This is a genomic window from Rhodococcus sp. 15-2388-1-1a (assembly GCF_002259145.1).
Taxonomy (GTDB): domain Bacteria; phylum Actinomycetota; class Actinomycetes; order Mycobacteriales; family Mycobacteriaceae; genus Rhodococcoides.
The window spans coordinates 25,967-45,913 of sequence record NZ_NPFP01000015.1 but is presented as its reverse complement, the minus strand read 5'-3'; the positions used below and the strand labels follow the sequence as shown (position 1 = coordinate 45,913).

The window sequence follows — 19,947 nt, the reverse complement described above, 5'->3', positions numbered from 1 at the left end:
TCGCGCATGCCGGTAGCCACGGTGAGTTCTGTTGTTTTGTACGGTGGCGTGCAGGGAACGATCCCGACCGAGAGGACCATTCATGCGCGCGGTACAGATCTCCAGCCTCGACGGACCCGACTCGGTGAGTGTGGTGGACATCGACGAACCCGCCCCGCGTGACGGGTCGGTGGTCATCGAGGTCCATGCTGCGGGCGTCGCCTTTCCCGACGCGTTGCTCACCCGCGGGCTCTACCAGTACAAGCCCGAGTTGCCGTTCGTACCCGGCAGCGAGATCGCCGGCATCGTTCGGTCGGCACCGCCGGAGTCCGGCTTCTCCGCAGGTGATCGAGTAGCCGCACTGACGGGGCTGAGCGACGGTATGGCCGAGGTCGCCGTCGTATCCCCGGACACGGTGTTCGCGCTGCCCGAGTCGGTGTCCCTCTCCGCAGGCGCTGGGCTGTTGTTCAACGACCTGACGGTGCACTTCGCGCTCCGGGAACGTGGCCGTTTGGCGCCGGGCGAGACGGTTCTGGTGCACGGCGCAGCAGGGGGCATCGGAACCTCCGCGCTGCGAATGGCTCCGGTGCTCGGCGCATCTCGCGTCATCGCCGTCGTGAGCACGGAGGCCAAGGCCGACATCGCGCGATCCGCCGGAGCCACCGACGTGGTGCTGGTCGACGGTTGGAAGGACGCGGTCAAGGAACTGACCGGCGGCCGTGGCGTCGACGTCGTCGTCGATCCGGTGGGTGGTGATCGGTTCACCGACAGCATCCGCTCGCTTGCACCGTCGGGCCGAATCCTGGTGCTGGGCTTCACCGGTGGCGAGATCCCGACGGTCAAGGTCAACCGATTGCTGCTCAACAACGTCGATGTCGTCGGCGTCGGTTGGGGTGCATGGTGGATGACGCGCCCGGGCTACCTCGCCACCCAGTGGGCCGAGATCGAACCGCTCCTCGCCGACGGATCGCTCAGTGCGCCGGAGCCGTCGGTGTTCCCGGCCGCCGATGCGGCTGCCGCCATCGCATCTCTGGAAAACCGCACTGCGGCAGGCAAAGTGGTGCTCGACTTCACTCACTGACTCAGCACCCGTTGACGCTGTGTCGAGCTGCCGGTTCACTCCGGCAGCTCGACGCCCCTCGCCTCGGCCAGTGCCGCGATCTCGGCGGGGAAGACGTTCTTGAACACGAACGGATCGGTCCCGAGCGCCCAGTTCGGGGCGAGTTCGATGGCGTATCGCTCGAAGTAGCCGAGTTGTTTGGCCACCAGGATCAATTCCTCCGGGCTCGATGTCTTGTACTGCTTGCCCATGTTCACCAGCGCTCGGATGAAGTCCGCCAGGCTGAAGTGCGCGAGAGTTGCCGAGAGCATCGGAGCGAACACCGACTGCAGGATCGCGCCGACCTCGGCGTCCGAACCCATCTGCGGGGCAACGATTCCCAGTCGTTTGACGGTACCGGCGAGCCGGGTGAAGTCGCCGTCGATCACGGTGGCGTGAAACAGATCGAGCAGAAGCGCGCGCCACTGCTCGTCCACCTCGCCCATGACTCCGAAGTCGAGGAATGCCACTCTGCCGTCGTCGAGGACCCACACGTTGCCCGCATGCACGTCGCCGTGGAAGAGGCCGTGCAGCACAAGGGCTTCCATCCAGACCTTGGCGGCGCGGCGGACGATGAGCTCGGACTGCTCTCCTGGCTCGTAGCGGTCGAGTGGGGAGCCGTGCATGCGTTCCATGCAGATGACGCGCCCACCGCAGTAGTCGAGAAACACCTCGGGGGCGGTGACGTGGGCGTTGTCGTCGAACGCGCCGATGGCCGCGCGAAAGCTGTCCTGGCGCTTGGCTTCCACGGCGCTGTCGAGTTCGGCGAAGGTGGCAGCGTGCAGGTCGACGATGATCGCCGACGCGTTGGCCGTGGCGAAGAACGGAATGAACTTCTCGAGTCCGCGGGCGATGAGGTACGCGATGCGCAGGTCGATCTTCATGCGGTGGTAGATGCCTCGCCGCTGTACCTTCATGACCACTTCACGGCCGTTGTCGCGGCGAACGCACAGATGCACCTGAGCGACCGAGGCGGACGAGAGCGGTACGTCGTCGAACGAGGAGAACAGGTCGTCGATTCCGCGACCCAGATCGGCCTCGATCACCGCGCGCGCCTGCGAACCGGGGAACGGTGGCACCTCGTCGAGGCAGCGCAGACAGGTATCGGCGAGAACCTTGGGAAACAGTCCGGGCGAGGAGCCCATCAACTGACCGACCTTGACGAAGGTGGGTCCGAGTACGAAGAAGGCGTCGACGACGGCCTCCGAGGCGTGCAGTGGCCACCCGCGCCGTGGCGCGCGCACCCAACGGCCGATCGCGACGAGCTGGAAGTACGCCAACACCGATCCGATGACGATGAGCCGCAGCAGTTCTCGTATTCCGAAAGTCTTCAGCTCGGGTGCGGGCTTCGGTGTCATGGGCTCGGGTGTCACGGCCTCGGGGGTCATACGTGCACCCCCGCAGGCACGCGTGCTGCCGAGGCTTCCAGGCGTGCCAGCAGTCGATCGAACCGCGTTGCATCGTCCGAGGCGCGTGAGAGCACCAACGCGCCCTGAATCCCGGCCACGATCTCCTCGGCCAGTTCGGCTGCCGATTCGCCGTGTCCCAGCCGGCGCAGTACCGGAGTGAGGGCGTCGATCCAGTGGGTGAAATGCGCTGCGACGCGGCCCGAGAACACCGCACGTTCGAGACCGAGCGTGAACGCTCCGAACAGGCACACCAGACGATTGGACCGGAAGTATCGCGCGGTCTGCTCGAACATCTCGTGGGTGGTCGACGCGGCATCGGTGCCGTGTCGCAACGGCTCGAACACGTTGTGGTGGAACCACTGCTCGACGTCGTCGAGGACGGCCTCGGCCATCTCCTGCTTTCCACGCGGAAAGTAGTGGTAGAGGCTGCCTTTCCCCAGGCCGGTCTGTTTGCTGATGACCGCGAGGGTTGACCCGTCGAATCCGTGGTCGCGGAACACCCCTGCGAGTACCGGCACCACGTCGTGGCGATCGCTCATGAGCCGGTACTGTACCAATCGGTACACGACGGGTGTATCGGGGCTCCGGGAGTGGAGCCTGCGAAATGACCCATCGGGGTCGAGCCGAGATGGGTCATGCAGCTGTGAAGAGAACTACCGTCCTGGCAGCCGGAGCCTTCCTCGTCGGCGGGGTGACGTATCTGGCCGCCGAAGCCGTGGCCGCGCTCGGGTGGACGGACCGGCCGTACAGCTACGCCCGCAACAACATCAGCGACCTCGGAATCCCCGACATCTCGCCGCTGCACGCGGTGATGAACACCGGCTTCGTCGTCGACGGCACGTTGTTCCTCTTGGCGGGGCTGGGACTGTCCGTGCTCTTCGAAGGCCGGGCGCGGTGGATCGTGGCCGGCACCTCCGTTGTGCACGGTGTCGGCAGCATCGTCGTCGGGCTCGCCCACGCCTCGGTCGACGGGGCATCGACGCCCCATGCGGTGGGTGCAGGCATGGCGATCGTCGGCGGCAATCTGGTGCTGCTGGCCGCGGGACGATACGGCGGCCGCGTCGGTGCGCCGCGTTGGTACACCGTGGGCAGTGCGACTGCAGGAGTGGCAGGACTGGTGGGGCTGGCGCTGTTTCTCGCCGACACCGGAATCCTCGGCGGCGGAACATTCGAGCGCATCTCGGTCTACACCATCATCGGATGGGAGATCGTCACCGGCGCAACGATTCTGGTCAAGCGTCGCCTATCCGAACTCGGGTGACTCCTTGGCGAGAAAGGCGCGCACGCCTTCCTTGCCGTCGGCCGACTCGAACGCCTCCTCGAACACCGGCAATGCCCGTCGTGCGGGCAGGCCTGGGGACTCGCCGAACGTGAGCGCGAGGGCGCGCTTGTTCGCCCGAAAAGCAGAGCGGGATTTTCGCGCCAGTGCCTGCGCCAATCCCAGAGCCACCGACAAGGACTGTCCGCGCGGAGCGACTCGATTGATCAGGCCCCACTCCAGAGCGGTCTCGGCCGGGATGGGCTCGCCGAGCAACACCAGTTCGGCGGCGCGCGCCTGACCGACCCGCCGCAGCGCACGCATGGACCCGCCGCTGCTGGGGATCACACCGAGGTCGATTTCCGGGAGTCCGAGTCGAGCCCCCTCGTCGGCGACGACGAGATCGCAGCACAGCGCCAGTTCGAGGCCGCCGCCCAACGCGAATCCGTCGATTGCCGCGACCGTGGGCAGCGGTAGATCGTCGAGCATCTCGAGGGTGGCGTTCTCGAGAATGCTCTTGCGGGCGAGTACGTCACCGCCGTCCTGCATCTCGGGCATCTCGGAGATGTCCGAGCCGGCACTGAACACCCGGTCGCCGGTGAGAACGACCGCCCGGACCGCAGCATCGTCGATCAACTCGAGAAGGAGGGCGCGCAGTCGCCGCGTCGCCGGACGGGTCAGTGCATTGACCGGTGGGTTGCTCAGCGTGATCTGCGCGACGCCGGCGTGCGGAAAGGTCAGGACGGGAGAAAGCGCGGTGGTCATACTTCGGAACCGTAGAGCCTGCGGCTGACCTGGCGATTGGGAGACTGCCGAGATGGCATGTAGCGTGGTGAACACCCGACGCGGGGTGGAGCAGCTCGGTAGCTCGCTGGGCTCATAACCCAGAGGTCGCAGGTTCAAATCCTGTCCCCGCTACTACGCACGTCAGGCCCGACATCGATGATGTCGGGCCTGACGTGTTTCTGTCTCAGGGTTGCAATCGGAATTGCACGACGGCGGTGACATTCTCGATGGCGTCGTCGAGAGCGGTCATGCGTGCTCTGGCGTCCGGCGCGGACAGGATGTCGAGTCGATCGGACTGACCCATCGGAATCAGTGCTGCCAGCGACCAGATCTTCTCGGCGGCCGAGATCGGCAGGCCCAGGAAGTCCGGAACACCCGGTGTGGCAACGTTCTCCGCCGATTCGAGTCGGCCGATCAGTTCGTAGAGATCCTCGATCCGCGCCCAGGTGGCGTCGAATTCGGTGTCGGCGATCACCGCGTCCGTGTCTTCGTCCGGCCATGCTCGAACGTCGGCCAGTGGGTACGGGTCGTCCGGCAGCCAGGCGTCGATCCTGATCCGTTCACCGCCGACGCATTCGAGTAGATAGCGGCCGTCGCCGATGGACTCGTGACCGATGATGTGTGCGGTCGTGGCCACATCGTGCCGGACGTCGCCGCCGCCGGCTTCGTGCCCGCGCGCGATGAGTACCACGCCGAAGCTCGGATCGTCCTGCTTCAGGCAATCGTGCACCAGGGCTTGGTAGCGCGGCTCGAAGATGTGCAGTGGTAGTCGTTCACCGGGGAGCAGCACGCTGCCGAGCGGGAACATCGGTGTCACGCTCACGGGTGCTGCGACGGAACAGCCGCCGGGGTGATCGCCGCAGGCGCGCTCTTCTCGGTCCGGTTGGAGTCCAGGAATTCGTCGAGCAGTCGGAAGAAGAAGTCCGGCTCGTCGAGCTGGGGAAAGTGGCCGGCGTCGGGAAAGATCTCGACGCGACTGTTCGGAACCTCGCGTCGAATGTTGTCGGCGTGCTTGGCGGGAATCATCCGGTCCTTGCCGCCCCAGACCAGCAGCGACGGAATGGACTCGAACTTCTCGAAATGTTGCTTCGCGCTGACGGTCTGCCCCCGCGGGCCCACCACGGCCCGCGTCGACGCCAGGAACGCCCCACGGGTGGAGCGGTCTGCGACCGACCGGAACGACCGCCAGGTCTCGGCCATGCTGGGTCCCGGCGCGACCGGCAGACCCAATTTGCCCAACTGCGCCAGCGCGCTTTCGGTATTCCTACGGAACCAGTCCGATGCGAGCAGCGGCAACACCAGCTCACTGCCGGGCAGCGTCGCTGCCTTGAGCACCAGGCTCACCTCCGGACCGAGGCCGCCACTGCTGACCAGCGCCAGGCGATCGACTCGCTCGGGAAAGAGATACGTCAGCTGCATGACGATGCCGCCGCCGAGAGAATGACCGACCATCGGTGCGGAGTCGATGTTCAGGTGGTCCATCAGGTCGCGAATGGTGGCCGCGTGCGAACTCAGCGAGTAGTCGCCGGTCGGCTTGTCGGAGTCTCCGTGCCCGAACAGGTCGGGCGCGATGACCCGAAATTTGTGCGACAGACGTTCCAGCTGCGGGCCCCAGGACCGGTGCGACCCGAGCAGGCCGTGCACCAGAATCACGGGCGGGCCGTCGCCCATGTCCACGTATCGCAGGACGTCCTTGTGTAGTTCTACCGACTGCAATTCGTACGATGAACTCATGGTCGACCTCCTCGTCGTGTGATTCCCGGGTCGTCGCGCGGCTCGGTGAGCCTCGGTCACAAACGTACAAGCTGAGCCGACACTGCGACAGACCGTCGGTCAGCGTGCGAGGCCCGCGTCGTCGAAGGTGTTCGTGATCGTCTCGGCCAAGTGCGCGGCCATCGGTTCACGCAACATGTCGACGTGATCCCCGGAGATGTCGACGAAGGTCAACTCACCACGACCGACCGTCTGCCACGACCTGAGTTCCTTGACGTTCTCTGCCGTGCGAACCACGGTCATCGAACCCGACCATGGTGTCGGAACGTGCTTGTTCAACGCCACGTACCCGATGCTTGCGAAAACCAACCATTCCATCGTCGTCGGGTACCGCAGCAACCCGGCGAACTGCATCCGTAGCCAGAGGGCAGCGGTGCCGATGCGGCCGAGGTGGAAGCCTGCGTCTTCGCGCGTCTGAGCCGGCGGAGCAGCCGGAACTTCGCGACCCCCGGGCAACCTGTCCAGCAGATGCCGAAACAGTCGCGTGTCGAGGAGCAGCAGGTGGGGAGTTCCGAGGCCGGAGTCTCGGATCTCCTCCGCCATCGCGATGGCAATCCAGCCACCGAGCGAATGACCGACCAGATGGAACGGGCCTTCGGGCTGGACTGTGCGAACAGCGTCGACGTAGCGCTTCGCGGTTCGCCGAATCGTGCGGTCCGGGCGTCCGCGCTTGCCGCGGCCGTGCGCCTGCAACGCATACACGGGGCGGTCGTCGTCGATGTGTTTGACGAGATTCAGAAACGCCATCGCACCGACGCCTGCTCCGCCGACCAGGAAGATCGGTGCCTTGCTTCCCTCCGTGCGCAGCGGCACGAGCACATCGTGTTCGCCGGTCGTGCGCCGACGCGCAGTTGCCGCGTCCTCGAGCCGGGCATCGACTGTCACGGCCAGCGCTCGAACAGTGGTCGCCGCGAACACGTCCTCCGGCGTCAGATCGATCTTCAGGCTCTCGCGAAGTTGGGCAAGCATCGCCGTGGTGGTCAGCGAGTTGCCGCCCAGCGCCAGGAAATCCTCGTCCCGGCCGATGGTGTCCAGCCCGATCGCGGTGCGCGCGGCCTCGGCCACGATGTACTCGGTCGGGCCGACCGCTGTGCGCTCGACGCGTCGATCGGCGGGCTCGGGCAGTGCACTTCGGTCGACCTTGCCGCGTTCGTTTCGCGGCATCGCGTCGAGCGCGACGATGTGGGTGGGCACCATCCATTCCGGCAGCGTCCGGCGCAGTGACGCTCTGATCTCGCCCACGGAGGGTCGCCGACCGGAACGAGCCGAGCACACGTAGGCCACCAGGTCGGTATCGGTGCCGGAGGTCCTGCCGATCACCGCTGCGTCGCCGATCTCCGGCATGGCGCGCAGCGCTGCCTCGACCTCGGCCGGCTCCACCAGGTAGCCACGCACCTTGACTGCGTCGTCGATGCGTCCGGCCAGGTGCAGTGTCCCGTGTTCGTCGAGTCGTCCCAGATCGCCGGTGCGGTACCGGAACAGACCGTCGCCGAGCGCGGCGAATCGTTGGGAGTCCAGACCGGCACCGCCGAGGTAACCGTCGGCCAAGCAGCTCGACGTCACCCGTACTTCGCCGATCACGTCGGGCGCACACGTCGAACCGTCGGAGGCGACGACCTCGACGAGCTTGCCCGGGATGGGTCTGCCTGCGGGGAGAAAGCCCGACGGCAGCGCTCGCTCGAGCGGGTATTCGCCGTAGGCGACGGCACCGGCCTCGGTGGTCGCGTACCAGTTGACCACCGTGGCACGGCTGTCGAACCGCCGCCGGAAGCCGTCGGCATCGTCGGAGTGCAGGGATTCCCCGTACGTGATGACCACCCGCAGCGTCGGTACGGCCCCGCGCCCGCCTGCTGTGTGTTCGGTGGTTCCGTGATCGACTGCGGAGACTGCGCGCAGCAGCGACGACGAGCAGTGCAGCGTCGTCAGGGAATGCGCGGCAGTCCACTCGACGGTGCTGCTGGGGACACCCGACCTGGGGTCGCGGCAGTGCACGGCGGCACCGCTGAGCAGGCCGGCGAACAACGTGTTCAAGCCGGCACCGAAGCTGACCGGAAGCGAGTTTCCGACGCGGTCGTGTGGGCTCAGCGCCAACGCGTTGGCAACCTCGTATGCCTTGGTCAGACACATGCGGTGGCTCAGGATCACGCCCTTTGCGGTGCCGGTGGATCCCGAGGTGTAGTTGATCACCGCGGTGTGGTCGCCCGACAGTGTCGGCAGCGGAACACAGGAGTCCATGGCGGCGACAACGGTGGCGGAGTCGATCGCCGTCGCAGCTGCTTGGTCGATGATCGTGGCGCGGCGTTCGGCCGGAAGCATGGGGTCGAGCGGCACCAGGGGATGGCCCGCGGCGACGACGGCCAGCATCAGCACGATCGAATTCGTCGTCGCGTCGGTGTCCACGGCGAGCGGCCGAGAATCGGCGGGGAAGAGAGTGGCGATCTTGCGAGCCAGAGAGTAGGCGCGGTGGAGGAGCTCGTCGAAGGTCAGCGAGGTGCCGTCGACGTCGAGTGCGACGGCATCGGGCAGGGCGTGAGCCACCTCGCGGTAGCGGGCCATCAGGGTGTCGCGGCGTTCGGGCCGGCACAACGGGGCCAGAGAAAGTCGGGTCGGCGCATCGATGTCCTGAATCGACATGATTCTCCTTGCACGAGCCCGACCCGTGATGACGGAGTCGGTTTGTGACTCACAAACCGTCTCTGAGACTGTTTTACCGACTCAAAGGTAGACGCGCATGGCCTTTTTACGCAAGCGGAAAACCGGACATTCCACAACAATCGGGTGACGTTGCGGAATGCCCGGTCTGTTTCGGGCCTGTCCCTACAGGTCCGCGATGGCCTCCAACGGCTTCGTGCGTGCGGCTCGCACGGCAGGCCACAGCGCCGCCAACACACCGACGACGGCCGATCCGAGCAGCATCGCCACCACCTGGCCCCACGGCACGGTCATGGTGCCCAGGCCCTCGTCGCGCAGAGTCTGCACGAATCCCCACCCGAACGCGATGCCGAGGACGACGCCCACGATCGCGCCGAACAGTGCGATGAGCAGCGACTCGAGATAGATGATGCGACGAACCTGTGGACGCTGCATTCCTATGGCCCGCAGCATGCCGATCTCCCGACGCCTCTCCACCACCGACAGGGCCAGCGTGTTGACGATGCCGAGCACGGCGATGACGACGGCCAGTGCCAGCAATCCGTACAGCACGGCGAGCAGGGTGTCGATCTGCTGACCCTGGCTGCCCTTGAACTCCTCGACGTCCTGAACCTGGACGACGACGAACGGCGTGGTCGCCGCTTCGAGATCGGTTCGCAGCGTGTCCAGGTCGGTACCGGGCGTGGCCTTGATCAGAACCAGAATGTCGGACCGGGTGATGGACGGCGTCACCTCCTGGTAGATGTCGCCCGAGACGATCCAATTCCCGATGAGCGGATTGTCGGTGAACACACCGGTGACGGTCACGGGGACCGACGCCCCGTCCACGGTGTCGAAGGTGACCTCGGTTCCGACCGTCCATCCGCGGTTGGCCGCTTCGGTTTCCGACACCGAGAATCCGTCGCTGTCCAGGTCCGCCGTGCCCTGGACCATCGACAGCTCGAGCAGTCCCTCGGGAGAGCCGTCGATGGCGGCACCGTACTCCTCCTGGCCCGCGATGGTGACGAACACCGGGTGCAGTACCGCGGTGCGGTCCACGCCGGTCACCTCTTGTGCAGCGGTCGTGGCACCGGTCGGAACGCCGATCGACTGCGGACCGGAGAGGATGTAGTCCGCCTCGACGCCGGTGTCGACGAGTGAGTCGACGCTGGCCTTGGCAGTGGATCCGAGCACGCCGATGACGGTGACGAGCATGAGGCCGAGCATCAGGGCGAAGGCGGTGGCCGCGGTGCGTCGTGGGTTGCGTACCGAATTGGTCCTGGCCAAGCGCCCGATCGCTCCGAACGGACGGGTGATGACGGCACCGAGCGCGCCGACCACCGGCCGGGACAGCGACGGCGCGGCCAGTGCGGTGGCGACGATCAGCGCGACGGCTCCCGCGCCGACCGTGGCAGCGGCCGCCCCGCCGGTCGACTGCGCGCCGATGATCAGTGCGGCCGCGCCTGCGATTCCCAGGCCGACGCCCACGAACGTCCTGGTGCGCAGGGTGTCGCCCGCAGAGGCGAACTCCTCGCGCATCGCGGCGACCGGTGGAATCTTGGCCGCCCGCCGTGCCGGGGCGTACGCGCTCAGCACGGTGACGACGATGCCGACGGCGAACGCGACGACAACGGTGCGCGGCTCCAGTGCCAGCGGTCCCGACGGTAGGCCCAGGTCGAAGGCGTTGAGCAGCGCCCGCAGCCCGTAGGCCAGCCCGACTCCGCCGACGAAGCCGAGGATGCTGCCGATGACGCCTACGACCAGAGCTTCGAGGACGACCGATCGGCTGACCTGTCCGCGGCTGGCTCCGATGGCGCGCAGCAGTGCCAGTTCGCGGACGCGCTGAGCGACGATCATCGAGAACGTGTTGTAGATGATGAAGGTGCCGACCAGCAGGGCGATCCCGCCGAAGGCGAGCAGGAAGTAGTTGATGAACGACAGTGCCGACTCGACCTCGGCCTGAGTCTCGGCCTGTACGTCCGCGGCGGTCTGGACCTTCAGATCGGGAAACGCCGCGGCGATCTCGTCGCGAAGATCGCTCTGGGTCAGCCCTTGCGCGGCCAGATCGTTGCCCGCGACGTCGATGTACTGCACGTGGGCACCGTCGGTGAACAGCTCGTTCGCCTGGCTCTGCACGAATTGGATTCCGATGTAGCCACCGGATTCGGTTGCCGTCGAATAGATTCCGCTGATCGTGACGTCGGTGATGCCCTTGGACGGCACGAGGACCTGGGTGGCGTCGCCCACCTTCAGTCCCGCGCGCTCGGCACCACCTTCGTTGATCGTGACCTGACCGGGAGCGGTGGGAGCCGAACCGTCGACGAAGGTGGTCGGATCACCGAGTCTTTGGTCGTCCGGGAGGTACGACTCACCGATGGTCGGTGCGCCGCCGGACTGTACGGCGGCACCGTCCGAGCCGAGCAGCACCAACTGCCCGCCGACGTACGGCGACACGGCGCGCACGTTCGGCAACGCCGAGATCGCCGCGATGTCCTCGTTCGGTACGCCGGACGAGCGTGCGTCCTCGGGGCTCACGCGAACGTCCGCGCCCTGCGCGGTATCGGCGAACAGTGAGGAGAAGGTGCGCTGGAGGGTGTCGGTGAACACGAAGGAACCCGCGACGAATGCCGTGCCGAGCACGACGGACAGCACGGTCAGAGCAAGGCGAACCTTATGTGCAGCAAGGTTTCTCAGCGAAACCTTGCGCATGGGATTGCCCGACGCGGCCCGACGTGGGGCCTTGTCGGCGACCGAGTGTTTGGAGGCCGAGTGCGCCATTATCGGACCGTCTCCAGCTTCTTCATCCGCTCGAGTACGGCGTCGGCCGTGGGCGCGTTGAGCTGATCGATGACTGCGCCGTCGGCGAGGAACACGACGCGGTCGGCGTAACTGGCCGCGCGCGGATCGTGCGTGACGATGACGACGGTCTGATCGAATTCGTCTGCGGCAGTGCGCAGAATCGACAGCACCTCGCCGGACGAGCGGGAGTCGAGGTTGCCGGTGGGCTCGTCGCCGAACACGATGTCGGGTCGACCTGCCAGTGCGCGGGCGCACGCCACTCGCTGCTGCTGTCCGCCCGAGAGCTCGCTGGGGCGGTGATCGAGGCGGTCGCGCAGGCCCAGTCGATCGACCACGGTGTCGAGCCATCCCTGATCCGGCGTGCGGCCGGCGATGTCGAGGGGCAGCGTGATGTTCTCGAGCGCGGTGAGCGTCGGCACCAGATTGAAGGCCTGGAACACGAATCCGATTCGGTCCCTTCGTAATCCGGTCATCTCCTTGTCGGAGAGTGCCGTCAACTCGGTGTCGCCGATGGTCACCGTTCCCGAGGATGCGTTGTCCAAGCCGGCCAGGCAGTGCATGAGCGTGGACTTCCCCGAACCCGACGGGCCCATGATGGCGGTGAATTCTCCGCGAGCGAAGTCGACGCTCACCCCGGACAGTGCGTGGACCTGGGTGTCCCCTGATCCGTAGACCTTCGATACGTTGACCGCACGTGCGGCGATGTCGCTCATGGGTGCCAGTGTTCCAGCGTTCTGCGCCCGTCGCTATCAGGGGAGACCCTGAACACCACCCCTATGATGGGCGTCATGCGCATCGGAGCCCACGTCCGCGACAGCAGCGACCCTCTCGGCACGGCCGAGGCCCTCGGCGTCGACCTCGTCCAGATGTTCCTCACCGATCCGCAGAAGTGGAACAAGCTCTCCCCGCACCCTCAGGGCGAGGCGTTGCTGACCGGCGACGTCGACGTGGTGGTGCACTCGTCCTACGTCCTCAATGTGGCGAGCCTGAACAATCGGATCCGTATTCCGTCGCGCAAGGCCGTCATCGAGCAGGCCGCTGCTGCGGCCGAGATCGGGGCCATCGGGTTGGTCGTCCACGGCGGCCACGTCCGTGAGGGCGAGGACACTGCCAAGGGAATCGACAACTGGCGCAAGCTGTTCGAGCGCCAAGCGGAGCAGGGCGGCTTCGCGGTGCCGATCTTCGTCGAGAACACCGCGGGCGGAGACTCCGCGATGGCGCGCCACTTCGACGACATCGCCCGGTTGTGGGACGCGATCGGTGAGTTCGGTGCCGGATTCTGTCTGGACACCTGTCACGCGTGGGCCGGGGGCGAGGATCTCGTCGACGTGGTCGACCGAATCAAGGCCATCACCGGACGAATCGATCTGGTGCACCTGAACAATTCGCGCGACGAGTTCGACTCGGCGCGAGACCGGCACGCGAACCTCGGCACGGGAACGATCGACGCCGAGATTCTGACCGCCGTCGCACTGGCTGCCGACGCGCCGGTGATCCTCGAAACTCCCCCCGAGGGGATCGAGGACGACGTCAGGCTGCTGAAGAGCCTGTAGTGGCGAGTGCGAGGCTGTGCACGGCCGCCGACCACAGTCGGATCAGTTCGTCGACGCCGTGCAGGTTCGCAGCCCAGGTGATGCGCGCCGTCGCGGTACCCGCATCGGTCACGGAGATCCCGAAGTCGATGGCGTGATCGCGGCTGGGCTCTGCCAGTGCATCCTCACACACGATGATCTGAGCTCCTGCGCGCGAGGCCAGCGCGGGATAGTTGCGAGTCAGTGCGTAGTCGCGGCCGCCGTTCGGCACCGAGCCCAGCCGCCTCGAGACGTCGTCGACGAGGTGCTCGCGGAGAGAGGGGACGGCGAGAGCGTCGGTGCGAAGCGCAGGAAGCCGGACCGGGTGCACTGCACCGGTGTTCTCGAGATCGAGGTCGACCAGCACGCCGGCCGAGGAGCCGCGGTGGTTGTTCGCCTGCCACGTGGACACGGCCGAACCCAGGGCCGCGAGCAGCAGAACGCGGCGGCGGTGTGCGCCGTCGGGCAACGCGAACGTCACCGATGCCTGCTCGAATTCCGTCGACCGTTCGGTGAGCAACGGTCGCTCCGCCGGGGTCAGGACTGCGACCCAGTACGGAACCTGTTCGGCTACCTCGGTGCAGAGAGTGCGTCCGAGCTGGGCCGGGCTGATCGTCTCGCGGTGCACGAGTCTGAGCGGTGCGAACACGGTCACGCCGACGAACCCCACTTCCGAAGCAGATTGTCCTAGCCTTACCTAACCTTCACCAGGCTAGCTCGAGTCGGGATCGGACGCCAGGACGCCCCCTGTCGGGATCGGTTCAGTCGATAGCGCGCAGCGCCGGAATACCGGGGGCCACCGGCAACCGTCCGGTCTCGAGCTCGACGAGCAGGCCCTCCGACCAGGCCAGCAGGCCGGTGACGTCGACGTGATGCGGAGGATCGCACTCGAATCCGATGAGTCGGTCGTGTCCCTGCCGGAGCAGCGAACCGGCACCGACGCGATTGCCGCGCATCAGATGAGTCAACCCGACGGCGAGTTGGGCGAGGCCCTGCCACAACGGACGCTCGTCGGGCGAGCAGCTCTTCCACGTTCCCTCGAGTACCTCGTGCGCATGGAACGGCATGTCCGCGTCGAGGAATCTCTGCGCTTCGACCAGAGCAGCAGTGGGAGGAAGCCGGAGGTCGTCGGGCACCCGTGGGGTTCCGTTGCCACCGCGCGCAAGGGGCCGCCCGAGACCGTCACGAGGCCTGGCGTTGAGGGGTTTACCGTGCGCATCACGTTCGCGTTCGGCCATGGCGGAAACCCTAGTGTGTGGTGGCCCCCACCGAGCTCATAGGCGCGAAGACGAGCGCGCGGTGATGACACCCAGTGCTACCAGTGCGGCGGCGGAGGTCGCGACCATCGTGGTGGACACGGCCACCGCGTCGTTTCCGAGTGCGCCGACGACAGGCGCAACGATGGCACCGAGCCCGAATTGCGCTGCTCCGAGGAGGGCAGCGGCACCGCCTGCAGCCTCACCGTGCCGGGACAGCGCGAGCGCAGGCGCGTTGGGCATCACGAACCCGACGGCCCCGAGCACGAACCACAGCGGGACGACGAACCCGGCCATGCCGCCGACCCCGGTGATAGCCAGGACCGTCATGACGGCACCGGCGAACACCGCGAAGGACAGCGCTGTCAGCACGATCTGCACCGGTGCGAAGCGTCCGAGCAGAAGGACGTTGAGCTGGGAAGCCCCGATGAGGGAGATGGCACCGGCGGCGAAGACGATCGCGAACTGCTGCTCGTCGAGGCCGAATTCCTCCTGCAGAACGAACGACGACCCGGCGATGTAGGCGAACAGCGACGCCATCGCCAGTGCGGCCACCAGGACGAGAACGACGAACTGGGCATCACGCAGCAGTGAACGGTAGGTGCGAAGTACCGGCAGCACTCCGCTGGCGCGGCGACGCTCGGGTGGAAGCGTTTCGCGCAGCGACACGATCGCCAACGTCATCAGAGCAACACCCATGATCGCCAGCGCCGCGAACACGAGACGCCAGGATCCGACCAGCAGCACGGCACCGCCGAGCGATGGGGCCAGCACGGGAGCGACGCCCATGACCAGCATCAGGCGTGAGAGGACGGTCGCGGCGGCGCGGCCACTGAACAGGTCGCGCACGATGGCCATCGCGACCACGGCTGCGGCTGCAGCACCGAGACCCTGCACGACGCGGAGGCCACCGAGAACGGCGATGTTGGGAGCCACGATGCACGCGACCGAGGCCAGGATGTGCACTCCGGTGCCGACGATCAGGGGCAGGCGTCGGCCGACGATGTCCGAGAGCGGCCCGATGATCAGCTGACCGAGGGCAAGACCGACGAGGGTGCCCGCGAGGGTGAGCTGCACAGCGGACGAGGACGTGTTCAGGTCGTCGGCGATGGCCGGAAGGGCCGGCAGATACATGTCGATGGTCAGTGGGCCGAGCGCGATGAGCGCGCCGAGCACCAGGATCACCCGCAGGCGTTCCCTGGACGTCGGCTCGGGGGACGTGTTCGTTGCCGGTGCTTCGGCTACGGCTGTCTCGGCTGCTGACGTGTTCGGTGCTTGGGCCACCCGAGGTTCAGCAACCGGGGTACACGTTCTGTTCCCGGTTGCTGACTACAACTTTCGTGTTCTATGCCACGGCGTCGGACAGTACGGTCAGCTTCTCGACTTCCTGGCTGGTCAGAGCCAGTGCCGGTGCGTCCAGCAGAGCCGGTAGCTGAGATATCTTGCTCGCGCTGGCAATCGGCGCGGTGACTCCCGGCCGGGCCAGCAGCCAGGCCAGCGCGACGCTCGAGATCTCTGCCGAACGGGATTCGGCGATCTCGCGCAGACCCTGCACGACATCCAGACCGGCGTCGGAGAAGTATCCGGTGGTCAGTCGTTCGCGCTGTTTGCCCGCGAGGTCCTCGCGGGTGCGGTACTTGCCGGTCAGGAAACCTGCGGCGAGGGAGAAGTACGGGAACACCCCGAGGTCGTTCTCGACGGCCAGGTTCTGCAGCTCGCCCTCGTAGTCGCCGCGGGCGACCAGGTTGTAGTGCGGCTGCAACGCGATCGGGGCGGCGAAACCGTTCTCCTTGGCCAGTTCCAGCCACTCGCGCACCCGCGCGGGGGTGTAGTTCGAGATGGCGACGTGCCGGACCTTGCCCGCTGTCACCAGCTCGTCGAACGCGGCGAGAGACTCCACGAGCGGGGTCTTCTCGTCGTCGTAGTGCGCGTAGTAGACGTCGATGTGGTCGGTCTGCAACCGGCTCAGCGACGCGTCGGCGGCGGCTCGGATGTTGTCCGCGGCCAGTCCGCGGAACTCGGGATGCTGGCTGACCTTGGTGGCGATGACGACGTCGCCCCGGTTTCCGCGGGCTCTGGTCCAGTTGCCGATGATGGTTTCGGACTCGCCGCCGGAGTTGCCGTCGGCGAATGCCGAGTACGAATCCGCGGTGTCGACGAAGTTGCCTCCGCCCGCGACGAAGGCATCGAGAATCTCGAAGGACGCAGCCTCGTCGCTGGTCCAGCCGAAAGTGTTCCCGCCTAGAGCGAGGGGAAAGACATCCAGATCGGAACTACCGATGGCAACCACAGACAAACCCCTTACGTCGGCGAACAACTCGACTGTACGAGCAGCGAGGGCTCAGTGCCACGTGTGATCCACCAGCGCGGTTCGCGGACCGAACTTGGGCTTGGTGGCCTTGCCGCTCAGGTACAGCAGCCGAATCGCGCGATGCCTGTGCGGTGCCAAAGGCTGCAGATACTCGACCATCTCCGCGTCGTCGATCGGTCTCCCCAACAGCGACCAGCCCACCACCGACGCCAGGTGGTAATCGCCCACCGACAACGCGTCGGGATCCCCGAGGGCGCGTTGCGCGGTCTCGGCCGCCGTCCAGACACCGACGCCCGGGATCGCCCGCAGCCTGCGTTGCGCGTCCTCGGGTGTCATTCCCGACGCCTCCTCCAGCCGCCCGGCTGCGCAGGCAGCGCGGACGATGGTCTTGGACCGGGCCGGGTCCACGTTGGCGCGGTGGTACTCCCACGACGGGATACGACGCCACACGTCGGGTGTCGGGAAGACGAACATCGGCTTCGGCGTCGGCCCCGGTGCCTTCTCGCCGAACTTGCTCACCAGGTGGCGCCACGATCCGAAGGCCGAAATTCCGTGGACGCGTTGCTCGATGATCGCCGGGATCAGGGCCTCGAGGACCAGTCCGGTTCTGCCCAGACGCAGGTGCGGTAGTTGCCGATGGGCTTCCTGGAGAATCGGATGCTCCGGTGCGAAGGTGGCTGCATCGTCGTCCTTGCCGAGCAGAGCGGGCACGGCGTCCAACAGTTCGGGTGCACCGGGGCCCCAGGCTCGAACCTGCGCGCTCGTCGGCGACACCTGCGTCAGGCGGTATGTCACCGGGCCGGAGCTCATCCGCGACGTGCGCCAGATCCCGCCGTCCGGCGTCGACTCGTAGGTGGGATCGCCGCGGCCACGGCGTAGCGGCGACACCGACATCCGCACGTCGAGCCGTTGCTCGGACGTGACCAGGCGCGCGATCCCGTCGGAACCGGCATCGTCGGGCATCGGTTCGTCACCTCCGAACGGTCGTGGCCATGCGGACCGAGTGGGCCCCCTTCAGGGCTCGGTCGACACTGTTGCAGCGCCGACGGCAAGATACATAGTGCCTCGCGGAGCGCAGGAGTACCGCACGGACTCTCTCGCCGCCTCTGGTCAGGTCGACAGCATCAGGAGGATCTTCGTGGCTCGATCGAGTGCAGCATCGTTCGTCGGAGTCGCCTACGCGTTCGTCGTGGCGATGATGGGTACGACCATGCCGACGCCGCTCTACGCGTTGTACGAGGTCGAATTCGGCTTCTCGGTATTCGTCGTCACGCTGGTGTTCGCCGCGTACGCCGTGGGTGTGCTCGGAGCCCTGCTGGCCTTCGGGCGGTGGTCCGATTCGCTCGGTCGTCGTCCGATGCTGTTGGCGGGCATCGCCTTCGGACTGATCAGTGCCGTGGTGTTCGTGACTGCGGATTCGCTCACGGCCCTGGTGATCGGGCGAGTGCTGTCCGGGTTGTCGGCCGGGATCTTCGTCGGAACGGCGACGGTGACCCTGATCGAACTGGTACCGGACGCGTGGCGGGATCGTGCTCCGGCGATTGCCACGGCGGCCAATATCGGCGGCCTCGGCCTGGGCCCGCTGGTGGCCGGGTTGCTGGCCGAATACCTTCCGCAACCGCTACGCCTGACCTTCTACGTCGACATCGGCCTGCTCGCGGTGGCTGCCCTGGCGGTGTTTCTCGCTCCCGAAACCGTTCGGGTCGCAGCGGGGGCGCGCCCGCAGATGCAACGACTGTCTGTTCCGGCGGACGTCCGTGGCACTTTTCTGCGCGCGTCGATCGGTGGTTTCGCCGGGTTCGCGGTGCTCGGCCTGTTCACCGCGGTATCGCCGGGTTTCATCGCGGGTGTGCTGCAGATCGACAACCATGCCGTCACCGGCGTCGTGGTGTTCGCGGTCTTCGCTTCGTCCGCGACCGCGCAGATATCGATACGCCGGGCCGATCCGACGTCGGCGCAGCGCTGGGGTTGCTTCGTTCTGACGGTCGGTCTGGTGGTCCTGGCTCTGTCGTTGGTACTGACGTCGCTGCCGGTCCTGGTGATCGCGGCACTGCTGTGCGGTATCGGGCAGGGCGTGACGTTCAGCAACGGTATGGCGGCCATCGCCGCGGGGCTTCCGCCGGAACGTCGAGCAGAAGTGACCTCGACGTTCTTCGTGGTGCTGTACGTGGCCATCTCGGTGCCGGTCATCGGGGCCGGGGCTGCGGCGAACGAATGGGGATTGGTGACCGCGGGACTGGTGTTCTCCGCGCTCATCGCAGCGCTCGCGGCGGTGGCGTTCGTGCTGCTCACCCTCGACGGCAGGAAGGCCGGGGCGTCCCACTACTCCTGACCCGGGTGGCGTTGCGCCGGAATCGATTCGCGGTGCCGTGCAGTCGACCGCCAAGTACCTCGGTGTTCGTGCGCGAGTCACCCGGAGTTTGTCGGTGCCCCGAAGTAGGGTCTGAGACCGTGATCATCGTGAGTACGGACGGCTCGTGTCTGCGTAACCCCGGCGGAGCAATCGGGTGGGCGTGGATCAACCACACGGGGCCGAGCAACTCCGGTGGTGAGCCCTCGGGCACCAACCAGGTCGCGGAGCTCAGGGCCCTGCTGGAGGCGGTTCTGGCTCACCCCGGCCCCGAGCCGCTGTTGATCGAATCCGATTCGCAGTACGCCATCAAGTGCGCGTCCGAGTGGCTCGCGGGCTGGAAGCGCAAGGGCTGGAAGACAGCGGGCGGCACCCCGGTACGCAACCTGGAGCTGGTGCAGAGCATCGAGCGGGCCATCACCGAACGTGAAGGCCCGGTCCGGTTCCGGTGGGTCCGCGGACACGTCGGCAATCACTTCAACGAAGCAGCCGACGCCTTGGCCGGAGAGGCCGCGCGAGCCGTGGCTGCAGGGGGTGCGGTGTCCCCTGCCGCAACAGCACCCGCGAAGAAGGCACCGGTGAAGACGGCACCCGCGAAGAAGGCACCGGTGAAGACGGCACCCGCCCCGGCAACTGCCGCCTCGGCCCCGACGGCGCGTGAGGCGTCGACGTCCGACGACGCGGTTCCGACGCTGTTCTGATCGCTCATTCCGCCTGGTCGTGGG

18 protein-coding genes and 1 tRNA gene are annotated in these 19,947 nt (G+C 66.8%); 6 read left to right on the top strand and 13 right to left on the bottom strand.

The window, feature by feature from the left end:
- Nucleotides 1–82 precede the first annotated feature (82 nt).
- Complete coding sequence (locus CH302_RS09525) at nucleotides 83–1,060, top strand: NADPH:quinone oxidoreductase family protein (RefSeq protein ID WP_037194869.1); 978 nt, start codon at nucleotides 83–85, stop codon at nucleotides 1,058–1,060.
- A 35-nt stretch (nucleotides 1,061–1,095) separates the two neighbouring features.
- Here the strand turns inward: CH302_RS09525 and CH302_RS09520 are convergent, their stop codons facing one another.
- Together CH302_RS09520 and CH302_RS09515 are read right to left on the bottom strand one after the other, a co-directional pair.
- On the bottom strand, nucleotides 1,096–2,466 hold the full coding sequence (locus tag CH302_RS09520; RefSeq protein ID WP_255137794.1) for an ABC1 kinase family protein: 1,371 nt from the start codon (nucleotides 2,464–2,466) through the stop codon (nucleotides 1,096–1,098).
- Complete coding sequence (locus CH302_RS09515; RefSeq protein ID WP_176460676.1) at nucleotides 2,463–3,026, bottom strand: TetR/AcrR family transcriptional regulator; 564 nt, start codon at nucleotides 3,024–3,026, stop codon at nucleotides 2,463–2,465. Before CH302_RS09515 ends, CH302_RS09520 begins: the two co-directional genes overlap by 4 nt.
- A gap of 65 nt (nucleotides 3,027–3,091) precedes the next feature.
- Here CH302_RS09515 and CH302_RS09510 point away from each other — a divergent pair, with 65 nt between their 5' ends.
- The gene (locus tag CH302_RS09510) at nucleotides 3,092–3,748 is read left to right on the top strand and encodes a DUF998 domain-containing protein (protein ID WP_052048029.1); all 657 of its coding nucleotides are present in this window, start codon (nucleotides 3,092–3,094) and stop codon (nucleotides 3,746–3,748) included.
- Here CH302_RS09510 and CH302_RS09505 read toward each other — a convergent pair.
- A complete protein-coding gene (locus CH302_RS09505) occupies nucleotides 3,731–4,510 on the bottom strand; it encodes an enoyl-CoA hydratase/isomerase family protein (protein ID WP_037194868.1) in 780 nt (259 codons plus the stop codon). The two genes, CH302_RS09510 and CH302_RS09505, sit on opposite strands and share 18 nt — an antisense overlap.
- Before the next feature lie 79 nt (nucleotides 4,511–4,589).
- On the opposite strand from CH302_RS09505, the gene CH302_RS09500 reads away from it, so the two are divergent.
- Nucleotides 4,590–4,663, top strand: a tRNA-Met gene (locus CH302_RS09500).
- A 52-nt stretch (nucleotides 4,664–4,715) separates the two neighbouring features.
- Here CH302_RS09500 and CH302_RS09495 read toward each other — a convergent pair.
- From CH302_RS09495 to CH302_RS09475, 5 genes are all read right to left on the bottom strand, one after another.
- On the bottom strand, nucleotides 4,716–5,354 hold the full coding sequence (locus CH302_RS09495; RefSeq protein ID WP_037194867.1) for an LON peptidase substrate-binding domain-containing protein: 639 nt from the start codon (nucleotides 5,352–5,354) through the stop codon (nucleotides 4,716–4,718).
- Nucleotides 5,351–6,265, bottom strand: a complete 915-nt coding sequence (locus tag CH302_RS09490) for an alpha/beta fold hydrolase (protein WP_037194866.1) — start codon at nucleotides 6,263–6,265, stop codon at nucleotides 5,351–5,353. The genes CH302_RS09495 and CH302_RS09490 overlap by 4 nt, the downstream gene beginning before the upstream one ends.
- A gap of 99 nt (nucleotides 6,266–6,364) precedes the next feature.
- Entirely contained in the window at nucleotides 6,365–8,938 is a 2,574-nt protein-coding gene (locus tag CH302_RS09485) for an alpha/beta fold hydrolase (RefSeq protein ID WP_037194863.1), read from the bottom strand.
- 183 nt (nucleotides 8,939–9,121) lie between these two features.
- Nucleotides 9,122–11,644 (bottom strand): ABC transporter permease, encoded by a 2,523-nt coding sequence (locus CH302_RS09480; protein WP_037195494.1) that lies wholly within the window; start codon nucleotides 11,642–11,644, stop codon nucleotides 9,122–9,124.
- Between the two features lie 68 nt (nucleotides 11,645–11,712).
- Nucleotides 11,713–12,447 carry an ABC transporter ATP-binding protein gene (locus CH302_RS09475; protein ID WP_037194862.1) on the bottom strand — a complete coding sequence of 245 codons (735 nt, stop codon included), beginning with the start codon at nucleotides 12,445–12,447 and terminating at the stop codon, nucleotides 11,713–11,715.
- Nucleotides 12,448–12,522: 75 nt separating this feature from the next.
- On the opposite strand from CH302_RS09475, the gene CH302_RS09470 reads away from it, so the two are divergent.
- Complete coding sequence (locus tag CH302_RS09470) at nucleotides 12,523–13,287, top strand: deoxyribonuclease IV (RefSeq protein ID WP_037195492.1); 765 nt, start codon at nucleotides 12,523–12,525, stop codon at nucleotides 13,285–13,287.
- On the opposite strand, the gene CH302_RS09465 is transcribed toward CH302_RS09470, so the two are convergent.
- From CH302_RS09465 to CH302_RS09445, 5 genes are all read right to left on the bottom strand, one after another.
- Nucleotides 13,265–13,960 carry a hypothetical protein gene (locus CH302_RS09465; protein ID WP_141216617.1) on the bottom strand — a complete coding sequence of 232 codons (696 nt, stop codon included), beginning with the start codon at nucleotides 13,958–13,960 and terminating at the stop codon, nucleotides 13,265–13,267. The two genes, CH302_RS09470 and CH302_RS09465, sit on opposite strands and share 23 nt — an antisense overlap.
- 106 nt (nucleotides 13,961–14,066) lie before the next feature.
- Entirely contained in the window at nucleotides 14,067–14,543 is a 477-nt protein-coding gene (locus CH302_RS09460; protein ID WP_037194857.1) for a DUF309 domain-containing protein, read from the bottom strand.
- A 36-nt stretch (nucleotides 14,544–14,579) separates the two neighbouring features.
- Complete coding sequence (locus CH302_RS09455) at nucleotides 14,580–15,845, bottom strand: multidrug effflux MFS transporter (protein ID WP_052048028.1); 1,266 nt, start codon at nucleotides 15,843–15,845, stop codon at nucleotides 14,580–14,582.
- A gap of 61 nt (nucleotides 15,846–15,906) precedes the next feature.
- Nucleotides 15,907–16,851, bottom strand: coding sequence for an aldo/keto reductase (locus CH302_RS09450; RefSeq protein WP_037194855.1), 945 nt, complete (start codon nucleotides 16,849–16,851; stop codon nucleotides 15,907–15,909).
- Nucleotides 16,852–16,902: 51 nt separating this feature from the next.
- Complete coding sequence (locus tag CH302_RS09445) at nucleotides 16,903–17,835, bottom strand: DNA-3-methyladenine glycosylase family protein (protein ID WP_052048027.1); 933 nt, start codon at nucleotides 17,833–17,835, stop codon at nucleotides 16,903–16,905.
- 175 nt (nucleotides 17,836–18,010) lie between these two features.
- Here CH302_RS09445 and CH302_RS09440 point away from each other — a divergent pair, with 175 nt between their 5' ends.
- Both CH302_RS09440 and CH302_RS09435 read left to right on the top strand, forming a co-directional pair.
- Nucleotides 18,011–19,204: an MFS transporter gene (locus CH302_RS09440; protein WP_037195488.1), complete on the top strand. Its 1,194-nt coding sequence runs from the start codon at nucleotides 18,011–18,013 to the stop codon at nucleotides 19,202–19,204.
- 119 nt (nucleotides 19,205–19,323) lie between these two features.
- Nucleotides 19,324–19,923 (top strand): ribonuclease H family protein, encoded by a 600-nt coding sequence (locus tag CH302_RS09435; protein WP_037194854.1) that lies wholly within the window; start codon nucleotides 19,324–19,326, stop codon nucleotides 19,921–19,923.
- The last annotated feature ends 24 nt before the right edge of the window (nucleotides 19,924–19,947 follow it).

What these genes read in the sequence shown, in the direction of transcription:
- CH302_RS09525 (WP_037194869.1), top strand. Translation starts at nt 83, where the DNA reads ATGCGCGCGGTACAGATCTCCAGCCTCGACGGACCCGACTCGGTGAGT.
- CH302_RS09510 (WP_052048029.1), top strand. Translation starts at nt 3,092, where the DNA reads ATGACCCATCGGGGTCGAGCCGAGATGGGTCATGCAGCTGTGAAGAGA.
- CH302_RS09485 (WP_037194863.1), bottom strand. Translation starts at nt 8,938, where the DNA reads ATGTCGATTCAGGACATCGATGCGCCGACCCGACTTTCTCTGGCCCCG.
- CH302_RS09520 (WP_255137794.1), bottom strand. Translation starts at nt 2,466, where the DNA reads ATGACCCCCGAGGCCGTGACACCCGAGCCCATGACACCGAAGCCCGCA.
- CH302_RS09515 (WP_176460676.1), bottom strand. Translation starts at nt 3,026, where the DNA reads ATGAGCGATCGCCACGACGTGGTGCCGGTACTCGCAGGGGTGTTCCGC.
- CH302_RS09445 (WP_052048027.1), bottom strand. Translation starts at nt 17,835, where the DNA reads ATGCCCGACGATGCCGGTTCCGACGGGATCGCGCGCCTGGTCACGTCC.
- CH302_RS09475 (WP_037194862.1), bottom strand. Translation starts at nt 12,447, where the DNA reads ATGAGCGACATCGCCGCACGTGCGGTCAACGTATCGAAGGTCTACGGA.
- CH302_RS09505 (WP_037194868.1), bottom strand. Translation starts at nt 4,510, where the DNA reads ATGACCACCGCGCTTTCTCCCGTCCTGACCTTTCCGCACGCCGGCGTC.
- CH302_RS09490 (WP_037194866.1), bottom strand. Translation starts at nt 6,265, where the DNA reads ATGAGTTCATCGTACGAATTGCAGTCGGTAGAACTACACAAGGACGTC.
- CH302_RS09460 (WP_037194857.1), bottom strand. Translation starts at nt 14,543, where the DNA reads ATGGCCGAACGCGAACGTGATGCGCACGGTAAACCCCTCAACGCCAGG.
- CH302_RS09470 (WP_037195492.1), top strand. Translation starts at nt 12,523, where the DNA reads ATGCGCATCGGAGCCCACGTCCGCGACAGCAGCGACCCTCTCGGCACG.
- CH302_RS09480 (WP_037195494.1), bottom strand. Translation starts at nt 11,644, where the DNA reads ATGCGCAAGGTTTCGCTGAGAAACCTTGCTGCACATAAGGTTCGCCTT.